This is a genomic window from Paraburkholderia sp. SG-MS1 (assembly GCF_012275575.1).
Lineage (GTDB): Bacteria > Pseudomonadota > Gammaproteobacteria > Burkholderiales > Burkholderiaceae > Paraburkholderia.
This window is the reverse complement of the sequence record NZ_NPIH01000040.1, coordinates 1-20,221: the sequence shown is the minus strand read 5'-3', so window position 1 is coordinate 20,221 and position 20,221 is coordinate 1. Positions and strand designations below refer to the sequence as shown.

The 20,221-nt window shown below is 63.3% G+C and carries 20 protein-coding genes and 1 pseudogene; 14 read left to right on the top strand and 7 right to left on the bottom strand.

What is annotated here, in order from left to right; all coding sequences use genetic code 11:
* Nucleotides 1-73 precede the first annotated feature (73 nt).
* The gene (locus CIC12_RS03385) at nt 74-850 is read right to left on the bottom strand and encodes an enoyl-CoA hydratase (protein ID WP_168662175.1); all 777 of its coding nucleotides are present in this window, start codon (nt 848-850) and stop codon (nt 74-76) included.
* 133 nt (nt 851-983) lie between these two features.
* Between CIC12_RS03385 and paaN the strand changes: the two genes are divergently transcribed.
* The 5 genes from paaN to paaK all read left to right on the top strand — a co-directional run bounded on the left by paaN (nt 984) and on the right by paaK (nt 6,803).
* Nucleotides 984-2,684 carry a phenylacetic acid degradation protein PaaN gene (paaN, locus tag CIC12_RS03380; RefSeq protein ID WP_168662173.1) on the top strand — a complete coding sequence of 567 codons (1,701 nt, stop codon included), beginning with the start codon at nt 984-986 and terminating at the stop codon, nt 2,682-2,684.
* A 126-nt stretch (nt 2,685-2,810) separates the two neighbouring features.
* The gene (gene pcaF / locus CIC12_RS03375) at nt 2,811-4,013 is read left to right on the top strand and encodes a 3-oxoadipyl-CoA thiolase (protein WP_168662171.1); all 1,203 of its coding nucleotides are present in this window, start codon (nt 2,811-2,813) and stop codon (nt 4,011-4,013) included.
* A 50-nt stretch (nt 4,014-4,063) separates the two neighbouring features.
* Nucleotides 4,064-4,855: a 2-(1,2-epoxy-1,2-dihydrophenyl)acetyl-CoA isomerase PaaG gene (gene paaG, locus CIC12_RS03370; protein ID WP_168662169.1), complete on the top strand. Its 792-nt coding sequence runs from the start codon at nt 4,064-4,066 to the stop codon at nt 4,853-4,855.
* A gap of 1 nt (nt 4,856) precedes the next feature.
* The gene (paaI, locus tag CIC12_RS03365; RefSeq protein WP_168662167.1) at nt 4,857-5,318 is read left to right on the top strand and encodes a hydroxyphenylacetyl-CoA thioesterase PaaI; all 462 of its coding nucleotides are present in this window, start codon (nt 4,857-4,859) and stop codon (nt 5,316-5,318) included.
* Between the two features lie 180 nt (nt 5,319-5,498).
* Nucleotides 5,499-6,803 carry a phenylacetate--CoA ligase PaaK gene (gene paaK / locus CIC12_RS03360; protein WP_168662165.1) on the top strand — a complete coding sequence of 435 codons (1,305 nt, stop codon included), beginning with the start codon at nt 5,499-5,501 and terminating at the stop codon, nt 6,801-6,803.
* A gap of 191 nt (nt 6,804-6,994) precedes the next feature.
* On the opposite strand, the gene mltA is transcribed toward paaK, so the two are convergent.
* Nucleotides 6,995-8,119 (bottom strand): murein transglycosylase A, encoded by a 1,125-nt coding sequence (mltA, locus tag CIC12_RS03355; protein WP_168662163.1) that lies wholly within the window; start codon nt 8,117-8,119, stop codon nt 6,995-6,997.
* 28 nt (nt 8,120-8,147) lie between these two features.
* On the opposite strand from mltA, the gene CIC12_RS03350 reads away from it, so the two are divergent.
* Nucleotides 8,148-8,309: a hypothetical protein gene (locus CIC12_RS03350; RefSeq protein ID WP_168662161.1), complete on the top strand. Its 162-nt coding sequence runs from the start codon at nt 8,148-8,150 to the stop codon at nt 8,307-8,309.
* A gap of 73 nt (nt 8,310-8,382) precedes the next feature.
* On the opposite strand, the gene apaG is transcribed toward CIC12_RS03350, so the two are convergent.
* Nucleotides 8,383-8,757, bottom strand: a complete 375-nt coding sequence (apaG, locus tag CIC12_RS03345) for a Co2+/Mg2+ efflux protein ApaG (protein ID WP_168662177.1) — start codon at nt 8,755-8,757, stop codon at nt 8,383-8,385.
* Nucleotides 8,758-9,038: 281 nt separating this feature from the next.
* On the opposite strand from apaG, the gene rpe reads away from it, so the two are divergent.
* The 8 genes from rpe to CIC12_RS03305 all read left to right on the top strand — a co-directional run bounded on the left by rpe (nt 9,039) and on the right by CIC12_RS03305 (nt 16,360).
* Nucleotides 9,039-9,722 (top strand): ribulose-phosphate 3-epimerase, encoded by a 684-nt coding sequence (rpe, locus tag CIC12_RS03340; RefSeq protein ID WP_168662159.1) that lies wholly within the window; start codon nt 9,039-9,041, stop codon nt 9,720-9,722.
* Nucleotides 9,723-9,749: 27 nt separating this feature from the next.
* Entirely contained in the window at nt 9,750-10,466 is a 717-nt protein-coding gene (locus CIC12_RS03335) for a phosphoglycolate phosphatase (RefSeq protein ID WP_168662156.1), read from the top strand.
* Nucleotides 10,467-10,836: 370 nt separating this feature from the next.
* Nucleotides 10,837-12,330 (top strand): anthranilate synthase component I, encoded by a 1,494-nt coding sequence (gene trpE / locus CIC12_RS03330; protein ID WP_168662154.1) that lies wholly within the window; start codon nt 10,837-10,839, stop codon nt 12,328-12,330.
* A 13-nt stretch (nt 12,331-12,343) separates the two neighbouring features.
* On the top strand, nt 12,344-12,931 hold the full coding sequence (locus CIC12_RS03325; RefSeq protein WP_046567655.1) for an aminodeoxychorismate/anthranilate synthase component II: 588 nt from the start codon (nt 12,344-12,346) through the stop codon (nt 12,929-12,931).
* Between the two features lie 17 nt (nt 12,932-12,948).
* Entirely contained in the window at nt 12,949-13,980 is a 1,032-nt protein-coding gene (gene trpD, locus CIC12_RS03320; RefSeq protein ID WP_168662152.1) for an anthranilate phosphoribosyltransferase, read from the top strand.
* A gap of 30 nt (nt 13,981-14,010) precedes the next feature.
* Nucleotides 14,011-14,796: an indole-3-glycerol phosphate synthase TrpC gene (gene trpC, locus CIC12_RS03315; protein ID WP_168662150.1), complete on the top strand. Its 786-nt coding sequence runs from the start codon at nt 14,011-14,013 to the stop codon at nt 14,794-14,796.
* 32 nt (nt 14,797-14,828) lie between these two features.
* Complete coding sequence (locus CIC12_RS03310; protein WP_168662148.1) at nt 14,829-15,455, top strand: CYTH domain-containing protein; 627 nt, start codon at nt 14,829-14,831, stop codon at nt 15,453-15,455.
* 74 nt (nt 15,456-15,529) lie between these two features.
* Nucleotides 15,530-16,360: a uracil-DNA glycosylase gene (locus tag CIC12_RS03305; protein ID WP_168662145.1), complete on the top strand. Its 831-nt coding sequence runs from the start codon at nt 15,530-15,532 to the stop codon at nt 16,358-16,360.
* Nucleotides 16,361-16,486: 126 nt separating this feature from the next.
* Here the strand turns inward: CIC12_RS03305 and CIC12_RS03300 are convergent, their stop codons facing one another.
* From CIC12_RS03300 to CIC12_RS03285, 4 genes and pseudogenes are all read right to left on the bottom strand, one after another.
* The gene (locus tag CIC12_RS03300) at nt 16,487-17,083 is read right to left on the bottom strand and encodes an FMN-dependent NADH-azoreductase (RefSeq protein ID WP_168662143.1); all 597 of its coding nucleotides are present in this window, start codon (nt 17,081-17,083) and stop codon (nt 16,487-16,489) included.
* Between the two features lie 154 nt (nt 17,084-17,237).
* Entirely contained in the window at nt 17,238-19,028 is a 1,791-nt protein-coding gene (locus CIC12_RS03295) for a M61 family metallopeptidase (RefSeq protein WP_168662141.1), read from the bottom strand.
* A 158-nt stretch (nt 19,029-19,186) separates the two neighbouring features.
* A complete protein-coding gene (locus tag CIC12_RS03290) occupies nt 19,187-19,912 on the bottom strand; it encodes a DsbC family protein (RefSeq protein WP_168662139.1) in 726 nt (241 codons plus the stop codon).
* 118 nt (nt 19,913-20,030) lie between these two features.
* Nucleotides 20,031-20,221: pseudogene (locus CIC12_RS03285) on the bottom strand (UbiH/UbiF family hydroxylase); the annotation flags it as partial.

Genomic DNA, 20,221 nt, shown 5'->3' with positions numbered 1-20,221 from the left:
GTGTCCGAAGCACGAAAGAGCGGAATTCTAGCGAGCCCCAACGGGACTTGCAAGCGTTATTTTGACAAGCGTATTAACGATGCTTGAAAACTGGTTTGCGCTTCTCCACAAACGCCGCCATGCCCTCTTTCTGGTCTTCGGTGGCGAAGAGCGAATGGAAGAGACGGCGCTCAAAATGCACACCTTCCGCGAGCGTCGTTTCATACGCACGGTTGACCGACTCCTTCACCATCATCACCGCCGGCAACGGGAATTCCGAGATGGTCGCAGCCGCGGCTATCGACTCGTCAAGCAGGGAGGCGGCCGGAATAACACGAGAAACCAATCCGGCACGCTCGGCTTCAGCCGCGTCCATGAAACGGGCGGTCAAACAAAGATCCATCGCTTTCGCTTTTGACACGGCGCGTGGCAATCGCTGCGTACCGCCCGCGCCCGGCATGATGCCGAGCTTGATTTCCGGCTGACCAAACTTCGCGGTGTCGGCGGCAAAAATGATGTCGCACATCATCGCCAGCTCACAGCCGCCGCCAAGAGCGAAACCTGCCACCGCGGCAATGATCGGCTTGCGGACGGAGCGAACCGTTTCCCAGTTGCGGGTGATGTAGTCGCCCTTGTAGACATCCATATAGGTGTAGGTCGCCATCATGCCGATGTCGGCGCCGGCCGCAAATGCCTTCTCACTCCCCGTCAACACAATCGCACCGATCGCGTCGTCGGCATCGAACTCGCGCAGCGCGACCCCCAACTCGTCCATCAATGTGTCGTTCAAAGCGTTCAACGCCTTCGGACGATTCAACATGATCAGACCAACCCGCCCCCGCGTCTCAACCAGAATGTTCTCGTAAGCCATGCCGCCTCCTGATGATTAATCACACGCGAAAACGCTTCGCGCGGCTCTCGTAATAATGCTACCATTCACCAACCAACCGGTCGGTCAATTATTAGACAGGCTTTTCCCCCAACGCACAGCCAAGCCCTCTGCCATGACACATCCGCTATTCAGCAAGCACGAAGACACGTTGCAAAAGGCTCTCACCGCCGTTGAAACGCGCGGCTACTGGAGCCCGTTCGTCGAAACGCCCAGTCCGAAAGTGTACGGGGAAACAGCCAACGCGGACGGCGAAGCCGCTTTCAAGGCACTGCTCAATACAACGTTCGAACTGGATCAACCGTCGACGGGAGAAACGGTCGGCGCCGAAGTTTCGCCGTTCGGCTTCCCGCTTGGCGTGCGCTATCCGAAAGCGGACACTGACGCACTGATCGAGGCAGCCGCCGCCGCACAGCGTGATTGGCGCGCGGCGGGCCCGCAGGCGTGGACCGGCGTGAGCCTCGAAATCCTCGCGCAGGTGAATCGCGCCAGCTTCGAAATTGGCTACAGCGTGATGCACACCACCGGCCAGGCGTTCATGATGGCTTTTCAGGCCGGCGGCCCGCATGCACAAGACCGTGCCCTCGAAGCAGTCGTGTACGCATGGGACCAGTTACGCCGAGTTCCCGCCGACGCGCACTGGGAAAAACCCCAAGGCAAGAATCCGCCTCTCGCGATGCACAAGCGCTACACCGTCGTGCCACGCGGCACTGGCCTTGTACTCGGTTGCTGCACGTTCCCGACATGGAACGGCTACCCAGGCCTCTTCGCCGATCTCGCCACTGGTAACACGGTCATTGTCAAGCCGCACCCCGGCGCGATTCTGCCGCTTGCGCTTACCGTGCGAATCGCGCGGGACGTTCTGCGCGAAGCAGGCTTCGATCCGAACGTCGTCACCTTGCTCGCCACCGAGCCGAACGACGGCGCACTCGTCCAGGAGCTGGCCTTGCGCCCGGAAATCAAGCTCATCGACTTCACCGGTAGCACCCAGAACGGCACGTGGCTCGAGCGCCACGCACACCAGGCACAGGTTTACACCGAGAAAGCCGGCGTCAACCAGATCGTGATCGACTCCGTCGAGGACATCAAAGCGGCCGCCCGCAACATCGCATTCTCCCTGGCGCTGTACTCTGGCCAGATGTGTACAGCGCCGCAGAACATCTACGTGCCGCGCACCGGCATCCGCACCGCCGACGGCTCGCTAAGTTTCGACGACGTCGCTCAAGCCATTGCCAACGCAGTGCAAAAACTCGTCGCCAACCCGTCCCGTGCGGTCGAACTGCTCGGCGCGATTCAGAACGAAGGCGTTACCCAGCGCATCGGTGAAGCCTCAAAACTCGGCCGCGTTCTGGTCGAGAGTCAGGCGCTCGAGCATCCGGCGTTTGCAAGCGCTCGCGTGCGCACGCCGCTCGTGCTGCAACTGGACGCCGGCACCGACCACGCGCAGTTCACCAAAGAGTGGTTCGGCCCGATCTCGTTTGTTATTGCGACAGACTCGACCGCGCAGTCGCTCGAACTCGCCGGCGCGATCGCCGCCGAGCATGGCGCGCTGACACTGTCGGTCTACAGCACCGACCCGGCCGTGCTCGACGATGCCCACCAGGCGTCGATTCGCGGCGGCGTAGCACTGTCGATCAATCTGACGGGCGGGGTGTTCGTCAACCAGTCCGCCGCCTTCTCCGACTTCCACGGCACGGGGGCGAACCCCGCTGCCAATGCCGCGCTGGCCGATGCCGCCTTTGTCGCCAACCGCTTCCGCGTCGTTCAAAGCCGTGTTCATGTTGAACCGAAAGCGGCGCCGGCGGTAGCTGGCTGAATGGCATAAGAAAAAAAGCATGGCCCCGTTCCTATGCCGTTTGGCCGAATAGACCGGGTCGTGCGCCCCAACTAACATGAGACCTCGGATCGGCATTGAGCGCCGCTCCGCCCAGCGGAAACTCCAATGAACGACGCCATCATCTGCGATGCGATTCGCACACCCATCGGCCGCTACGGCGGCGCCCTGAAAGATGTCCGTGCCGACGACCTCGGCGCCGTGCCGATCCGGGCGCTAATCGAGCGCAATCCCGGTGTCGACTGGCGCGCCCTCGACGACGTGATTTACGGCTGCGCCAATCAGGCCGGTGAAGACAATCGCAACGTCGCTCGTATGTCGGCATTGCTAGCCGGTCTGCCTACGGATGCGCCGGGCGCCACCGTCAACCGCCTGTGCGGCTCCGGCATGGATGCCGTCGGCACTGCCGCTCGTGCGATCAAGGCGGGCGAAGCGCGCCTGATAATTGCCGGCGGCGTCGAAAGCATGACGCGCGCGCCGTTCGTGATGGGCAAAGCCCCGAGCGCGTTCTCACGCCAAGCCGACATCCACGACACGACCATCGGCTGGCGCTTTGTCAATCCGCTGATGAAGCGCCAGTACGGCGTCGACTCGATGCCCGAGACCGCGGAAAACATCGCCGTCGAATTCGGCGTGAGCCGTCCGGACCAGGACGCGTTCGCGCTCGCGAGCCAGCAAAAAGCAGCCCGCGCGCAACGTGATGGCACGCTGGCCGAGGAAATCGTCGGTGTCGATGTCGCGCAGAAGAAGGGGGACCCCGTGCGCGTCATACTCGACGAGCATCCACGGGAAACGTCGCTCGAAAGCCTGGGCAAGCTCAAGGGCGTGGTCCGGCCGGACGGCAGTGTGACGGCCGGCAACGCCTCCGGCGTGAACGACGGCGCCTGCGCACTGTTGCTCGCGAACCAGCACGCAGCCGACCAGTACGGCCTGCGCCGCCGCGCACGCGTGGTGGGCATGGCAACCGCAGGTGTCGAGCCGCGCATCATGGGTATTGGGCCGGCGCCGGCGACGCAAAAGCTGCTCAGGCAACTCGGCATGACGCTCGAACAGTTCGACGTGATCGAGTTGAACGAAGCATTCGCGTCGCAGGGGTTGGCCGTGCTGCGCACGCTCGGTCTGCGCGACGATGATCCGCGCGTCAATCCGAATGGCGGTGCCATTGCGCTCGGCCATCCGCTGGGCGCCTCCGGCGCGCGTCTGATCACAACCGCCCTGTATCAACTCGAACGGATCAACGGCCGCTTTGCGCTGTGCACGATGTGCATCGGCGTGGGCCAAGGTATTGCGCTGGTCATCGAACGGCTTTAAGAGCAACGCCGTAGTGACTATCAGTTAAAGAGACCTTGAGGAGACACCCAATGTCATATGAAGCGATTCGCCTGGATCTCGACCCATCGAGTCATGTCGCTACCATCACGCTGAACCGCCCTGACAAGCTCAACAGCTTCACGCGCGCCATGCATCGGGAATTGAGCGACGCGCTCGACCAGGTTGAAAAATCGGGCGTGCGCGCACTCGTGCTCACAGGGGCCGGGCGCGGCTTCTGCGCCGGCCAGGATCTAGCCGACCTCGATTTCACGCCCCGCGCAATGACGGACCTCGGCGATCTGATCGACGCGCATTTCAACCCGCTGATCCGCCGTTTGCAAGCGCTGCCGTTGCCGGTCATCGCCGCGGTCAACGGCACGGCTGCCGGCGCCGGCGCAAATCTCGCGCTGGCCTGCGACCTGGTGCTCGCGGCGCGCTCCGCAAGCTTCATTCAGGCTTTCGTGAAGATCGGCCTCGTGCCGGACTCGGGCGGCACGTGGTTGCTGCCGCAACGCGTCGGCATGGCACGGGCGCTGGGGCTTGCGATCACCGGCGACAAACTCGGCGCGGAAAAAGCCGAAAGCTGGGGCTTGATCTGGAAGACGCACGACGACGCGGAACTCGCCGCCGCCGCGGCCAAACTCGCGGCTCAACTCGCGCAGCAACCCACCCGCGCCATCGCCGCAATCAAGCAGGCAATGCGCGCGGGCGCGACGCACACCCTCGACCGGCAACTCGATCTCGAGCGCGATGTGCAACGTGAGCTAGGTGCATCTCATGATTACGCAGAAGGTGTGCAAGCCTTCGTGGAAAAACGCGCACCGCGCTTCGAGGGCCGCTGATATGTCCACTCAAACCAGGCACGCCAAACAGATGACGCCGGACGAACTCGCCCGCGCAACCGCCGCTGCGATGTACGAGAACGATGCGTGCAGCCGTGCGCTCGGGCTCGAAATCCTGGAGGTGCGTCCAGGCTATGCACGCCTGCGCATGGCTGTGCGCAACGACTTTTTGAACGGCCACCAGATTTGCCACGGTGGCCTGATCTTCACGCTCGCCGATTCGACGTTCGCGTTCGCGTGCAACACGTACAACGTCAACACGGTCGCGGCCGGTTGTTCGATCGAGTTCCTGAAAGCGGTGCAGGGTGGTGACGTGCTGACGGCGGAAGCGGTCGAGCAGACACTGAGCGGCCGCACCGGCATCTACGATATTCGCGTCACCAATCGCGCCGACGAAACCGTCGCCATGTTTCGCGGCAAATCGGCGCAAATCAAAGGCAACCTGATTCCGGTGGGCGATTGAAGGCCCAGCGCGCGGCGAACCGACGGTAAAGCAGCGGCCAACGCCGCAGTGGTGCCGCGGCAGACGTGCGATGCAACGTCGGATCATCGACGCTATCCAGAATAGCAGCCAGTCCCGCGTTTTTTGCGCACCAGCGCACCGTACATAGACTCACGCATTGAGGCAGCAAGGAGACATTCAATGACGACCGCCCTTCCGCTCGATCCGATCGAGACCGCCAGCCGCGACGAACTTGCCGCGCTTCAACTTGAACGGCTCAAATGGTCGCTGAACCATGCGTATGAGCATTCGCCGGTCTATCGGCGCAAATTCGACGAAGCCGGCGTGCACCCGAGCGAAGTTAAGACGCTTGCGGACCTGGCGCGCTTTCCGTTCACCACCAAGAAAGACCTGCGTGACAGCTACCCGTTCGGGATGTTCGCCGTCCCGCAGGCGCAGATTTCACGCATTCACGCGTCGTCCGGCACGACTGGCAAGCCGACCGTCGTGGGGTACACCGCGCGCGACATCGACACGTGGGCGAATCTCGTCGCGCGCTCGATCCGCGCCGCCGGCGCGAAGCGCGGCGACAAGGTTCACGTGAGCTACGGCTACGGTCTGTTCACCGGCGGCCTCGGCGCGCACTACGGCGCCGAGCGCGCGGGCCTCACTGTGATTCCATTCGGCGGCGGCCAGACCGAGAAGCAGGTACAACTGATCCAGGACTTCCGCCCGGACATCATCATGGTGACGCCGAGCTACATGCTCTCGATCGCCGACGAACTCGAACGTCAAGGCATCGACCCGGCCACTTGCTCGCTGCGCCTCGGCATTTTCGGCGCCGAGCCGTGGACCAACGACATGCGTCAGGCGATCGAAAAGCGTATGGGCATCGATGCCGTCGACATCTACGGCCTGTCCGAGGTGATGGGTCCGGGCGTCGCATCGGAGTGCGTGGAAACGAAGGACGGCCCGACCATCTGGGAAGATCATTTCTATCCCGAGATCATCGATCCCGAAACCGGCGAGGTGCTGCCGGACGGCGAACTCGGCGAACTGGTGTTCACTTCGCTGACCAAGGAAGCATTGCCGATCATCCGTTACCGCACGCGCGACCTCACGCGTCTGCTGCCGGGCAGCGCCCGCACGATGCGCCGAATGGAAAAGATCACCGGCCGCTCGGACGACATGATGATCGTGCGTGGCGTGAATGTATTCCCGACGCAAATCGAAGAACTGCTGCTCAAGCAGCACGCGCTCGCGCCGCATTATCAGATCGTGCTGACCAAGGAAGGCCCGCTCGACGTGTTGACGCTGAACGTCGAACCCTGCCCGGAAACCGCGCCGGATACGGCTGCGCTGAATACAGCCAAACAGACGCTTGCTTACGACATCAAGGCGCTGATCGGCGTGAGTGCGGTGGTGAACGTGCTGGCGGTAAACGGCATCGAGCGTTCGGTGGGTAAGGCACGGCGCGTGGTGGACAAGCGCAGGCAAGGGCTTTAAGTCGTCCCTACAAGAAGGCGTCACTTCCGGAAGCTCAACCGGCTGTGACGCCTTTTTCAATCATTCAGCGTAGCTCTGCCGCACGCGGGAATGAGTTGAATGCTGGTGCCGCGGCACACGGTGCGCAAAGCCGGAGCACGCGTCAACTGCTCCGTTATCCGAAAACCGCAGCTACGCCTGCCACGCAACACTCACGAATTCGGCAGCAACAACCACATCCGCCCGCCCTGCTTCATTTTGCCGGCGAGATCGCCGGCGTCGTCGCCGAGGCCCCAGAAGTAGTCGGCGCGCACACCGCCCTTGATCGCGGAGCCCGTGTCTTGCGCGAACACGAGGCGATTCATCGGCGAGTTCGTCAACGGACGCGTGGTCTGCAGAAACACCGGCGTGCCGAGTGGAATCGACGTCGGATCGACCGCGATCGACCGCTCCGGCGTCAACGGCACGCCGAGCGCGCCAACTGGACCGTCCGCGCCGCCGCTCGGTGTGCTTTCGCCGGACGGCATCTCACGGAAGAAGACAAAGCGCGGATTCGTGTCCAGCAGCCCATCGACGCGCGTCGGGTTCGCGCGCGCCCATGCCTTGATGCCCTGCATGGTCGCCTGTGCCGGCGTGAGTTCGCCGCGATCCAGCAGCCACCGCCCAATCGACTTGTACGGCTGATTGTTGGTGCCGCCAAAGCCGACGCGCATCACGCTGCCGTCTTCCATCACGATTCGCCCGGACCCCTGCACCTGCAGGAAGAACGCTTCGATCGGATCGTCGACCCACACGAGTTCATTGCCATTGAGCACGCCCGAGCGCTCGAGCTGCGCACGCGCCGGCAGCGCCGAACCCGCACGATACGTGGCGGGCCAGCGATACAGCGCCGTCTGATACACACCGTGCCGCGTACGCGAGCCACGCAGCAAGGGCTCGTAGTAACCGGTGACGAGCCCGTCGAGCGTGCCGTCGTTATTGGCCAGCTGGAACGGCGTGAAATAAGCCTCGAAAAAAGCCCGCGCGCTGGTGACGTCGAGATCGTCGATTTGCAAAGCCGCGGCACAAGCACGCGACCAGTTCGGTTGACGCGCGAGCCGCACGCAATTCTGTCGCAACGCAGCCGTCGCACCGATCAGCGAATCGTCCTGCCAGCCCGGCACCTGCCGCCAGGCGACTGCCGTGAGGCGCGTTGCGGCAATCTGCCCGGGTATGATCGCGGCACCCGTGGGCGGCGCAACCGACGGCCGGACCGCCCCGCCGCCGCCGCAGGACGCCAGCAGCACCGCAACCGAAAGCGCGCCGAGCCATGCTCCGGACGTGCGGACAAAACGCATACAATGTTCGTTCTTGATGGAAACCGCCATGTCTGATCTGTTCGACGAATACCCGATGCTCATCTTCGCGCTGGAAGCGCTCCTCGCGCTCTTCCTGCTCGTCTTTATCGTTGTATGGACATCATCCGGCAGGAAGAAAGCCACGCGCGCCACCCGAAGCGAACAACCGAAGCAGCAAAAACCGCAGTAACGCTATGCGATAAAACCGCGCGCCAAAGCGCTGCGCAGTTGAACATTGAATGACCGCGGGTCCGCCCTCCGGTTCAATGCAACGTGCGCGGCATGCGCAGAATAAACTCAGGCACCGGCGCGTCAAAACGCTCGCCGTCCTCCGCCACGCAGAAGTAATCGCCGCGCATGGTGCCGACCGGCGTGGCGATGACCGCCCAGCTCGTGTATTCGAAATGCTCCCCCGGTTTGAGCAGCGGCTGATGGCCGACCACACCCAACCCCTTCACTTCCTGCACCGTATTTTCGCTATCGGTGATCACCCAATGACGCGCAATCAACTGCGCGGGCACCTGGCCGGTATTACGGATAGTCAGCGTGTAGGCGAATGCATACTGGCGGCGCTCCGGGTCGGACTCTTCAGGCAGATATTGCACCTGCGACGAGACGCTGAATTCGTACTGGCTCATCCTGATTCCGGTCTGATAAAACGGGCTGTGAAAAATCGCGGGAAACCCCGGACGCCAATGGTTCGCGGTGCATCGGCGAAGCGATATGCATGGATTGGCATTCTGCTTGATGCGCGGCATGCCCGCAACCGGACATATCGTTTGGCCAAGGACCGTTAAGGCGCATGGCCACTGTCACCGCCGCCCTGGTGAACCCGGCGCGACCTCAAACCGCCCGCGCGCCGGTTCGGAGCGCTACAAAACGGTAAAATGGCGCTTTCCCGCTTGCACCCGCCCCCGCCATGACGCAATTTCGCATCGCCCCCAGCATTCTGTCCGCCGATTTCGCCCGTCTCGGCGAGGAAGTCCGCAACGTCGTCGCCGCCGGCGCCGACTGGATCCACTTCGACGTGATGGATAACCACTACGTGCCGAACCTGACCATCGGCCCGCTCGTGTGCGAGGCGATCCGCCCGCACGTCGACGTGCCCATCGACGTCCATCTGATGGTGCGCCCCGTCGACCGCATCGTGCCGGACTTCGCCAAGGCCGGCGCGAACCTGATCAGCTTCCATCCGGAAGGCTCGGACCATATCGATCGCACGCTGTCGCTGATCCGCGACCACGGTTGCAAGGCCGGCCTCGTGTTTAACCCGGCCACTTCGCTGAGCTATCTGGATCACGTGATGGACAAGCTCGACCTCGTGCTGATCATGTCGGTGAATCCGGGCTTCGGCGGCCAGTCGTTCATTCCCGAAGCGCTCAACAAGCTGCGCGAAGCCCGCAAGCGCATCGACGCGTACCAGGAACGGACCGGCCGCGAGATTCATCTGGAAGTGGACGGCGGCGTGAAGGTTGACAACATCGCGGAAATCGCAGCAGCCGGCGCGGACACGTTCGTGGCCGGTTCGGCGATCTTCGGCCAGCCCGATCACAAGGTCGTGATCGACAAGATGCGCGCCGCGCTCGCGAACGTTCAGCACTAAGGTTCAGCACTACAACCCGCACGCCCTATGACCGCTCCGTTCCCCACCCCGACCTTCACCAGCCCGCGCCTGCAAGCCGCGATCATCGACCTCGACGGCACGATGATCGACACCGCCGACGATTTCACCGCCGGCCTGAACGGCATGCTCGCGCAACTCGACGCACTGGAAACGTCACGCGAAGAAGTGGTCGGCTATGTCGGCAAGGGTTCGGAGCATCTGATCCGCAGCGTGCTCGCGCCGCGCTTCGAAGCGGACCATGCGCAGGATCGCTTCGACGAAGCGCTCGCGATCTATCAGGCGGAATACGCGAAGATCAACGGCCTGCACACGCGGCTTTATCCCGATGTCGAAGCCGGGCTGATCGCGATGCGCAATGTCGGCGTGAAGCTCGCTTGCGTGACCAACAAGCCGCACCGGTTCGCAGTCGAGTTGCTGCAACAGTACGGGCTCGCACGGTATTTCAGCGTCGTGCTCGGCGGCGACAGCCTCGCGAAAAAGAAGCCGGACCCGCTGCCGATGCTCACCGCCGCGGCGCAACTGGGCGTTGAACCGCAAGCAACCGTGGCGATCGGCGATTCAGAAAACGACGCGTTGGCGGGCCGCGCAGCCGGCATGGCAACGCTCACCGTGCCATACGGCTACAACCACGGCCAAGCTATACAAACGATAAAATCCGATGGTATAGTTGCCTCGCTGCTCGACGCCGCCAAGGCCATCGCAGCGCACCATTCCACGACTTGAAAAGTCCTTCATCCTCATGTTTCTGAATAAAAAACGGAGTCTGATTAGCATCGACCGGGGAGCCTGGCCCTGGCGTCGCTGGTCGCGCTAACCTCGCCTGAGGTACGCTGAGGCTTGTCTTCGGCAACCGTTTTTTACTTCGCTGCGCTCACGCGTTTTTTCCATCATCTAGTTTCGCTGCATCGGTTGATTCGGCCTGCGGGTACTCGCAAAGTACTGCTGTGCGCTGAAACCCGTTGCTCGCGTCGATGGAAAACTCGCGCCGGTCGGTATCATCATGTCGCAATGTCGACGCTCGCTCCGGCCGGTCGCGCAACGCCCCGCTTTGTCCGACGCACGCTGCCGCCGGACCACCGTACAGGATCGGAACATGACCGAACTCGAATTCCAGTCCCTCGCCAATGAGGGCTTCAACCGCATTCCGCTGATCGCCGAAGCGCTCGCCGACCTCGAAACACCGCTCTCGCTCTACCTGAAGCTCGCGCAGACCGAACGCAACGGCGCCAACTCGTTCCTGCTGGAATCGGTGGTGGGCGGCGAACGCTTCGGCCGCTATTCGTTCATCGGACTGCCGGCGCGCACGCTGCTGCGCACCCGCAACGGCGTGTCGGAAGTGGTGCGCGACGGCAAGGTCGTCGAAACCCACGAGGGCGATCCGCTCGAGTTCATCCAGCAATTCCAGGCCCGCTTCAAGGTGGCGCAACGCCCCGGCCTGCCTCGTTTCGCGGGCGGCCTCGCCGGCTATTTCGGCTACGACGCGGTGCGCTACATCGAGAAAAAGCTCGCGTACAGCGCGCCGAAAGACGATCTGAATCTGCCCGACATCCAGTTGCTGCTCACCGAAGAAGTCGCGGTGATCGACAACCTCGCGGGCAAGCTCTACCTCGTGGTGTACGCCGATTCGACTCAGCCCGAGGCGTACACGAAGGCAAAACACCGTCTGCGCGAACTGCGCCAGCGTTTGCGTTCGACCGTGCAGCCGCCGGTCACCTCGGCGAGCGTGCGCACCGAGACCTACCGCGAATTCGCGAAAGACGACTATCTGGCCGCCGTGCGCAAGGCGAAGGAATACATCGCCGCTGGCGAACTGATGCAGGTGCAGGTCGGCCAGCGTCTGACCAAGCCGTACCGCGACAATCCGCTGTCGCTGTATCGCGCGCTGCGCTCGCTGAATCCGTCGCCGTACATGTACTACTACAACTTCGGCGAGTTTCATGTGGTCGGCGCGTCGCCGGAAATTCTGGTGCGTCAGGAAAAGCGCGGCGAGGATCGCATCGTCACGATTCGCCCGCTCGCCGGCACGCGTCCGCGCGGCAACACGCCGGAACGCGACGCGGAACTCGCGACCGAACTGCTGAACGACCCGAAGGAAGTCGCCGAACACGTCATGCTCATCGACCTGGCGCGCAACGACGTAGGCCGCATCGCGCAGATCGGCTCGGTGGTCGTGACCGACAAGATGGTGATCGAGAAGTACTCGCACGTTCAGCACATCGTGAGTTCGGTCGAGGGCAAGCTGAAGCCGGGCACCACCAATTTCGACGTGCTGCGTGCCACCTTCCCGGCCGGCACGTTGTCCGGCGCGCCGAAGGTCCGCGCGATGGAACTGATCGACGAACTGGAGCCCGTGAAGCGCGGGCTGTACGGCGGTGCGGTCGGCTACCTGTCGTTCACCGGCGAAATGGATCTCGCCATCACGATCCGAACCGGCGTGATCGCGAACGGCAATCTGTATGTGCAGGCGGCCGCGGGCGTGGTCGCGGATTCGGTGCCGGAATCCGAATGGCAAGAGACCGAGAACAAGGCGCGCGCCGTACTGCGTGCTGCCGAACAGGTTCAAGACGGCCTCGATAGCGACTTCTGACCGGAGACACACCATGCTGCTCATGATCGACAACTACGACTCGTTCACTTACAACCTGGTGCAGTACTTCGGCGAACTCGGCGAAGACGTGCGCACCTACCGGAACGACGAAATCACGCTGGACGACATCGCGAAGCTCAACCCCGAGCGCATCTGCCTGTCGCCCGGTCCCAGCAATCCGCAACATGCGGGCATCACGCTCGACGTGCTGCGCGAATTCGCCGGCAAGACGCCGATTCTCGGCGTCTGCCTCGGCCATCAGGCGATCGGCGAAGCGTTCGGCGGCCGCGTGGTGCGCGCGCAAACGATCATGCACGGCAAGGTCAGCACGATCGAAACCGACTGCAAAGGCGTGTTCGCCGATCTGCCGAAGCATTTCGTCGTGACCCGCTACCATTCGCTCGCGATCGAACGCGAATCGCTGCCGGACTGCCTCGAAGTCTCGGCCTGGACCGAAGACGGCGAGATCATGGGGGTGCGTCATAAGGAACTGGCCGTCGAAGGCGTACAGTTCCATCCCGAATCGATCCTGTCCGAACACGGCCACGCGCTGCTCGAGAACTTCGTGAAGCAGTCGAAAACCGCCCACCGCACCGCTTGACGAAGAGAGACGAGATCATGTCGATTACGCCCCAGGAAGCGCTGCAACGGACCATCGAGCACCGCGAGATTTTCCACGACGAGATGCTGCATCTGATGCGCCTCATCATGCGTGGTGAACTCTCTCCCGTGATGGCGGCCGCGATCATCACCGGCTTGCGCGTCAAGAAAGAGACCATCGGCGAAATCACCGCCGCCGCCACGGTGATGCGTGAATTCGCCCGTCACGTCGACGTGCAGGACAACTCGAATTTCGTCGATATCGTCGGCACCGGCGGCGACGGCGCGCACACCTTCAACATTTCCACCGCGACCATGTTCGTGTCGGCGGCGGCCGGCGCGAAGGTCGCGAAGCACGGCAATCGCGGCGTGTCGAGCAAGTCGGGCAGCGCGGACGTGCTCGAAGCGCTCGGCGTGAATATCGATCTGCAACCGGACCAGGTGGCGGCGTCGATTGCCCAAACCGGCATGGGCTTCATGTTCGCGCCGAACCATCACCCGGCGATGAAGAACATTGCCGCCGTGCGCCGCGAGCTCGGCGTGCGGACCATCTTTAACATTCTCGGCCCGCTGACCAATCCGGCCGGCGCGCCGAACCAGTTGATGGGCGTGTTCCATGCGGACCTCGTCGGCATTCAGGTGCGCGTGATGCAGCGCCTCGGCGCAAAGCACGTGCTGGTCGTGTACGGGATGGACGGCATGGACGAAGTGTCGCTCGGCGCGGCCACGCAAGTCGGCGAGTTGCGCGACGGCGAAGTCCGCGAGTACGAGATTCATCCGGAAGACTTCGGCATGCAGATGGTGTCGAACCGCACGCTGAAAGTGGCGGACGCGAGCGAATCCAAAGCGATGCTGCTCGAGGCGCTGGACAACAAGCCGGGCGTCGCGCGCGAAATCGTCACGCTGAACGCGGGCACGGCGCTGTATTCGGCGAACGTGGCGGCATCGATCGCGGGCGGCATTCAACTGGCGCGTGAAGCGATCGCGAGCGGCAAGGCCCGCGCGAAGGTCGACGAGCTGATTCGCTTCACCCAGCAATTCAAGCAGTGATCAAGTAGCAATCAACGTAGCGAGACACTTATGAGCGACATCCTCGACCGCATCATCGCGGTCAAACGCGAAGAAGTCCGCGCGGCCGAACAGAGCGCGCCGCTGGAAGAGTTGCGCCTCGAAGCGTCGGCGCGCGATATCCGCGATTTCGTCGGCGCGCTGCGCGCCAAGCACGCGGCGGGGCTGGCCGCGGTCATTTCCGAGGTGAAGAAAGCGAGCCCGTCCAAAGGCGTGCTGCGCGAGCACTTCGACCCGGCTGAGATCGCGCGTTCGTATGAGAAGCACGGCGCGGCCTGTCTATCCGTGCTCACCGACGTGCAGTTCTTCCAGGGCAGCGTCGCGTATCTGCAGCAGGCGCGCGCTGCGTGCCGGTTGCCGGTGCTGCGCAAGGACTTCATCGTCGATCCGTACCAGATCGTCGAAGCGCGCGCGATGGGTGCCGACGCGATCCTGCTGATCGCCGCCGCGCTCGACACCGCGCAGATGCAGGACCTCGAAGCACTCGCGCATTCGCTGGGCCTCGCGGTACTGGTCGAAGTGCACGACAGCAACGAGCTGAAGGAAGCGTTGACGCTGAAGACGCCGCTCATCGGCATCAACAACCGCAACCTGCGCACTTTCGAAACGTCGATCGACACGACCATCGGCATGCTCGATGCGATTCCGGATGACCGCATCGTCGTCACCGAATCGGGCATTCTGGCGCGTGCCGATGTTGAACGCCTGCGCGCGATGGATGTGCACACGTTCCTCGTCGGCGAGGCGTTCATGCGCGCAGACGAGCCGGGCGTGGAGCTTGCGCGAATGTTTTTCTAGGCGCCGCATCGGTACACGCAAGGAAACGCATCATGGGCATGGAACGCGAAATCAAGCTGGCGCTGCCGGCCGCGCAGGTGCAGGCGGCGCAACAGTGGTTTATCGCGCGCACCGGTCGGGAAGGCAGCCCGGTCAAACTGGTGAACATTTACTTCGATACGCCGCAGCTTGGGTTGGCGAACTCGAAGAGCGCGCTGCGTCTGCGTCAGACGCCGGATGGCTGGCTGCAAACCTTCAAGACGGTGGGCAATGCGAAGGAGGGATTGCACAGCCGGCACGAATGGGAGATGCCGGTGGCGGGCGCGAAGCTGGAGATCGACGCTTTGCTGCACGCCTGTGATGAACCGGCTGCGGCGGATGCGTTACACCAGGCGGCGTCCACCTTGATCGAACTGTTCCGCACGAACTTCACGCGCACGCTGTGGCACGTCGAATTGGACGGCGCGGAAATCGAAGCGGCGATCGACCAGGGCGACGTGCTCACGGAAGTCGACGGCGAGACCCGCCGTGCGCCCATCTCGGAAGTCGAGCTTGAGCTGAAATCCGGCGATGAAGCTGCGCTGCACGCGCTCGCGGCCGAACTCGGCAAGCAGATAAGCGGACTCGCGCCGGACAACATCAGCAAGGCGCAGCGCGGGTATCAGTTGCGGGCGGCTTGAACAGCTGGCTTGAGCGGCCACGTGGCGCCGCGGCACCTTGAGCCGAAGTCCGTTTGCTGCGACACTCCCCCGCCATGACTTCCGCTTCCCGAACCCGCTCCAATCCGTCGCAGGCTTCCCTGTTCGACGACGCCGCATCCATATCGGCCAGTAACATGACTACACCATCGCCGGCCGGCTTCGCCCCACCGACGCTCGAAGCCCAATTCGCCGCCCTGCCCCCGGCATGGCGCACACATCTGAAGCCCTTCATCGACAGCGACGCGTACGCGCCGCTGTGCCGTTTCGTCGATGGTGAGCGCGCCGCCGGCAAAACCGTCTATCCCGCCGACGTGTTCCGCGCGCTGCGCCTGACGAGCCCCGACGAAGTCAAAGTGGTGATCCTCGGCCAGGACCCGTATCACGGTGAGGACCGCGGCACGCCGCAAGCACACGGGCTCGCGTTTTCAGTCGCGCCCAACGTGCGCACGCCGCCGTCGCTGCGCAATATCTTCAAGGAAATTGCCGCGAGTCTCGGCCACGAAACGCCTCGTCATGGTTGCCTCGACACGTGGGCCAGACAAGGCGTGCTGCTGCTGAACACGGTGCTGACCGTCGAACGCGACAGCGCGGCGAGTCACGCGAAACGCGGCTGGGAAAAATGCACCGACACGCTGATCCACGAACTGGCGATGCGCCACGACGGCCTCGTGTTCATGCTGTGGGGCGCGCATGCGCAAGCAAAGCGCGCGCTGCTCGGCGGCAAGTCGCATTGCGTGCTGGAAGCGCCGCATCCGTCACCGCTGTCGGCGCATCGCGGCTTTCTCGGCTGCGGCCACTTCGTGAAGGCCAACGAGTACCTCGTGAAGCAGGGCCGCCCCCCCATCGACTGGCGTCTGCCCGACGAAGCGCAAATGCTGGCGTGACAACGCCAGCAGCGCCGCAATAAGAAAACGCCACGGACTTGCGTGGCGTTTTTCATTTCCCTGCTATCCGCTGCTATCCGCAGTGATTGGCGGCTTCGGAGCAACGGTATCGAAGCAGCAACACGCTTACGCGGCAGCAATCGCTTCACGCGCGGCAGCCAGCGCGGCGGTGGCTGCGTCCGGGCCCATGTTCAGGCCTTCTGCGTAGATGAAGTTCACGTCGGTCATACCGAGGAAGCCCAGGAAGCTCGTCAGATACGGCGTCTGGCTGTCGTTCGGCGTGCCCAGGTACTTGCCGCCGCGTGCCGACACGACATAGACCTTCTTGCCCTTCACGAGACCTTCCGGACCGTTCGCCGTGTACTGGAACGTGATGCCAGCGCGGGCGATGAAGTCGAAGTACGTCTTGAGTTGCGACGAGATCCCGAAGTTGTACATCGGCGCACCGATCACGACGATGTCGGCGGCTTGCAGTTCGGCAATCAGTGCTTCGCTGCGCGCGGCAATCGCGGCTTGCTCGGCCGTGCGCTGGTCCGCCGGCGTGAAGAACGCGCCAAGGACGGCGTCGTCCAGGTGCGGCAGCGGTTCGGCTTGCAGGTTGCGGACGACGACTTGCGCGCCCGGATTCGACTGTTGCAGTTTTGCGGTCAGCTCGTTGACGAGCAGCGTCGAATTCGCGCCTTGCGAGCGGGCTGCCGAGTTGATTTGCAGGATCGTGGTCATGGTTGACTCCAGTAGGGGCGCGCAATGTTGCGCGAGTGGAGGCATTGTGTTTTTTTACCGACCCGGGAAAAAGCCATCCGGCAGCGAAGGATTGTTGCACTGGTAGAACAATCCCGCGCCCTCGCCCGCTCATTCATGCCGCAAACGCTGACGATCAGCTTGCCAGCCAGCGTTCGCGCGCCTTGCGCGCGGCGGCCCGCCTGTCGCTGACGGCGAGCTTGTAGCGCACCACCTCCGGCCCGTCCAGCTTGACTTGCATGGTGCGCAGCTCGTCACGCCGGAACGCATGGATTTCGACCTTCGCACCCGGCTGGTAACGCGCAAGCAACCCTTCAAGATTCGAACCGGTGACGCGCAGGCCGTCGAGCGCGATCAACACGTCGCCGGCCGAGAGTCCCGCTTTTTGCGCCGCGCTGCCTTCGTGGACCGCCGCCAGTGTGCAATCCGCGCCGCCGCGCAGACGCGCGCCGAGCGAAGGCTTGCCGTTCTTGTCGAGTTCAGGCGCGAGCGCGACGCCGAACGGCGCGAGCAACGGGCCGAGCGGCAGATCGCGCGTGCCGTGCACGGCTTCGGCGAACAGTTCGCCCAGTTCCGCTCCGGTCGCTTCGGCAAAAATCGCTTCGATCTCGCTTTCGCCGACGCCGACCGGCTTGCCGCGATAGAAGTCGCGGCCAAAACGCTGCCACAGCAGACGCATCACGTCGTCGAGCGATTTGCGCTCACCGGTCTGCGCGCGAATCGTCAGATCGAACGCGAGCGCGACGAGCGAGCCCTTGGTGTAATAGCTGACGATCGCGTTCGGCGCGTTCTCGTCCTGCCGGTAGTACTTGACCCACGCGTCGAACGAGCTTTCGGCAACAGTCTGCTTGAGTCGTCCGCTGCCGCGCTGCACGCCGCCGATCACCTTGCCGAGCATGCCGAAATAGTCGTCCTGCGAAATCAGGCCGCTGCGCACGAGGATCAGATCGTCGTAGTAAGACGTGAAACCCTCGAACAGCCACAGCAGCGACGTATAGTTTTCGACGCTCAGGTCATACGGTGCGAACACGGCCGGCTTGATGCGCTTGACGTTCCATGTGTGGAAATACTCGTGGCTGCACAGGCCGAGGTAGGTTCGGTAGCCTTCACTCATCGCTTCGCGGCCTTGCACGGGCAGATCGCCGCGATTGCAGATCAGCGCCGTGGAGGCGCGGTGTTCGAGGCCGCCGTAGCCGTCGGTGACGGCTTGCGTCATGAACACATAGCGGTCAACGGGCGCTTTCTTCGTCTTCGGTTCGAACAATGCGATCTGCGCTTCGCAGATGCGCTTCAGGTCGGCGCTCAAGCGCGCCATGTCCAGCCCAACCACCCGCCCCGCAATCACGATGTCATGCGGCACGCCATGCGCGTCGAAAGTCGCCAGCTGGAATTCGCCGAGCGTGACCGGATGGTCGATCAGCTCGTCATAGTTCTGCGCGCGATACTCGCCGAAGCCATAGCGTTTCGTGCCGCGCGCTTCCGGCAGTGCGGTCGCGACCCGCCAGTTGCGATATGCCGCGCCTTGCGGCTTCTGAATGTCGACCACGCACTGCGCTTCCTCGTGACCGAGCGGCGATAAGAACACACTGGTGCCGTTGAAAAAGCCCGTCGTGTCGTCGAGATGCGCGGCGCGCACCGACAGATCCCACGCGTACACCTCGTAGCGCAGCGTCAACGCGCCTTTGACCGGCGCGGCCTGCCACGTGTGCTTGTCGGTCTTTTCCACCCGCACCTTGCGGCCAGCGTCGTTGGTGGCGCGCAGCGTGACGATGTTGCGCGCGAACTCGCGCACCATGTAGCTGCCCGGAATCCACACCGGCAGCATGAAACGCTGGCCGGCGGCGTCGGGATCGGCGACGGTCACAGTGACTTCGAACAGATGGGCGGCGGGTTGCTTCGGAACGATGGTGTAGCGGATCGGCTTCATCGGCGGCGATTAGGAGATGGGGGACGAAAAGTTGATCGATGCGTCGATCGAGGCGCCGGATCGATGCGTGAAACTCTACGCGTCGGCATGGCTGCGGCAGGCCGGATGCGAAAGGAGGCGCCCTGCGCGCCTCCTTGCTCCTGCATGTGCCGCGTGGTTCAGTGCACGGCGGACATTTCGCGGTCCAGCCGGTCGGCCGGCACCGCGCCCGGCAGGCGGCGGCCGTCGGCGAGGAACACCGTGGGCGTGCCCTCGACGTTCATCGCGTGGCCGAGCGTCAGGTTCTTGTCGATCGCGGCGGTGTCGCAGGTGCCGGCGGCGGTGGGCGCCTGGTGGTTCTGCATCCATGCTTCCCACGCTTTCGCGCGATCCGTCGAGCACCAGATCGACTTCGACTTGGCCGTCGAATCTGGTGACAGAACCGGGTACAGGAACGTGTAGACCGTCACGTTGTCGAGCGACTTCAGCGACGTTTCGAGCTGCTTGCAGTACGGGCAGTTCGGATCGGAGAACACGGCGATCTTGCGTGCGCCATTGCCGCGCACGACCTTCACCGCGTTCGCGAACGGCAGGCTCGCGAAATCGATCCGGTTGGTCTCGGACAGACGCGCTTCTGTCAGATTCTTGCGAGTCTTCGCGTCGACCATGTCGCCGAGCATCAGGTAATCGCCGTTCGCGTCGCTATAGACGATCTGGCTGCCGAGGTTCACTTCGTACAACCCGGCAATCGGCGACTTCGTGATGCTCTTGATCGTCACGTCGGCCAGACGCGTTTGCAGCGTCGCTTTGAGCTTGTCGGTCGTCTGGTCGGCCTGTGCCGAGCAACCGATCGTGAAAGCGGCAATCGCGAGCGCGCCCGCCACCATGCGGAAGATTTTTTTCATGCTGAATTCCTGTTTCGATCGCGCGTGTCGCGCGCTGTGTCACGTGCCGGGTCGGACCGGCAGGCCGTCAATCCGTTCATGATACCTGTGTTGCCGGCCGGGGCCGCCAGCCACGCGTTTACCCCAGCGCGGCCGACACCAGCCAGCGCTTGATGAACGGCTGCGCCCCGACGAAAGCCATACCGCTATTGCGCAGCGCCTTCGCAAACGGACCGGGTACGGAGAAGAGCTTCTGCAAGCCATCCGTGGCGATCATCAGCGCGCGGATATCTTCGCGGCGGGCGCGCTCGTAGCGGCGCAGCAGCACCA

Excerpts from the sequence above, each read along its gene's own strand:
- CIC12_RS03385 (WP_168662175.1), bottom strand. The coding sequence starts at position 850 with ATGGCTTACGAGAACATTCTGGTTGAGACGCGGGGGCGGGTTGGTCTG.
- paaN (WP_168662173.1), top strand. The coding sequence starts at position 984 with ATGACACATCCGCTATTCAGCAAGCACGAAGACACGTTGCAAAAGGCT.
- pcaF (WP_168662171.1), top strand. The coding sequence starts at position 2,811 with ATGAACGACGCCATCATCTGCGATGCGATTCGCACACCCATCGGCCGC.
- paaG (WP_168662169.1), top strand. The coding sequence starts at position 4,064 with ATGTCATATGAAGCGATTCGCCTGGATCTCGACCCATCGAGTCATGTC.
- paaI (WP_168662167.1), top strand. The coding sequence starts at position 4,857 with ATGTCCACTCAAACCAGGCACGCCAAACAGATGACGCCGGACGAACTC.
- paaK (WP_168662165.1), top strand. The coding sequence starts at position 5,499 with ATGACGACCGCCCTTCCGCTCGATCCGATCGAGACCGCCAGCCGCGAC.
- mltA (WP_168662163.1), bottom strand. The coding sequence starts at position 8,119 with ATGCGTTTTGTCCGCACGTCCGGAGCATGGCTCGGCGCGCTTTCGGTT.
- CIC12_RS03350 (WP_168662161.1), top strand. The coding sequence starts at position 8,148 with ATGTCTGATCTGTTCGACGAATACCCGATGCTCATCTTCGCGCTGGAA.
- apaG (WP_168662177.1), bottom strand. The coding sequence starts at position 8,757 with ATGAGCCAGTACGAATTCAGCGTCTCGTCGCAGGTGCAATATCTGCCT.
- rpe (WP_168662159.1), top strand. The coding sequence starts at position 9,039 with ATGACGCAATTTCGCATCGCCCCCAGCATTCTGTCCGCCGATTTCGCC.
- CIC12_RS03335 (WP_168662156.1), top strand. The coding sequence starts at position 9,750 with ATGACCGCTCCGTTCCCCACCCCGACCTTCACCAGCCCGCGCCTGCAA.
- trpE (WP_168662154.1), top strand. The coding sequence starts at position 10,837 with ATGACCGAACTCGAATTCCAGTCCCTCGCCAATGAGGGCTTCAACCGC.
- CIC12_RS03325 (WP_046567655.1), top strand. The coding sequence starts at position 12,344 with ATGCTGCTCATGATCGACAACTACGACTCGTTCACTTACAACCTGGTG.
- trpD (WP_168662152.1), top strand. The coding sequence starts at position 12,949 with ATGTCGATTACGCCCCAGGAAGCGCTGCAACGGACCATCGAGCACCGC.
- trpC (WP_168662150.1), top strand. The coding sequence starts at position 14,011 with ATGAGCGACATCCTCGACCGCATCATCGCGGTCAAACGCGAAGAAGTC.
- CIC12_RS03310 (WP_168662148.1), top strand. The coding sequence starts at position 14,829 with ATGGGCATGGAACGCGAAATCAAGCTGGCGCTGCCGGCCGCGCAGGTG.
- CIC12_RS03305 (WP_168662145.1), top strand. The coding sequence starts at position 15,530 with ATGACTTCCGCTTCCCGAACCCGCTCCAATCCGTCGCAGGCTTCCCTG.
- CIC12_RS03300 (WP_168662143.1), bottom strand. The coding sequence starts at position 17,083 with ATGACCACGATCCTGCAAATCAACTCGGCAGCCCGCTCGCAAGGCGCG.
- CIC12_RS03295 (WP_168662141.1), bottom strand. The coding sequence starts at position 19,028 with ATGAAGCCGATCCGCTACACCATCGTTCCGAAGCAACCCGCCGCCCAT.
- CIC12_RS03290 (WP_168662139.1), bottom strand. The coding sequence starts at position 19,912 with ATGAAAAAAATCTTCCGCATGGTGGCGGGCGCGCTCGCGATTGCCGCT.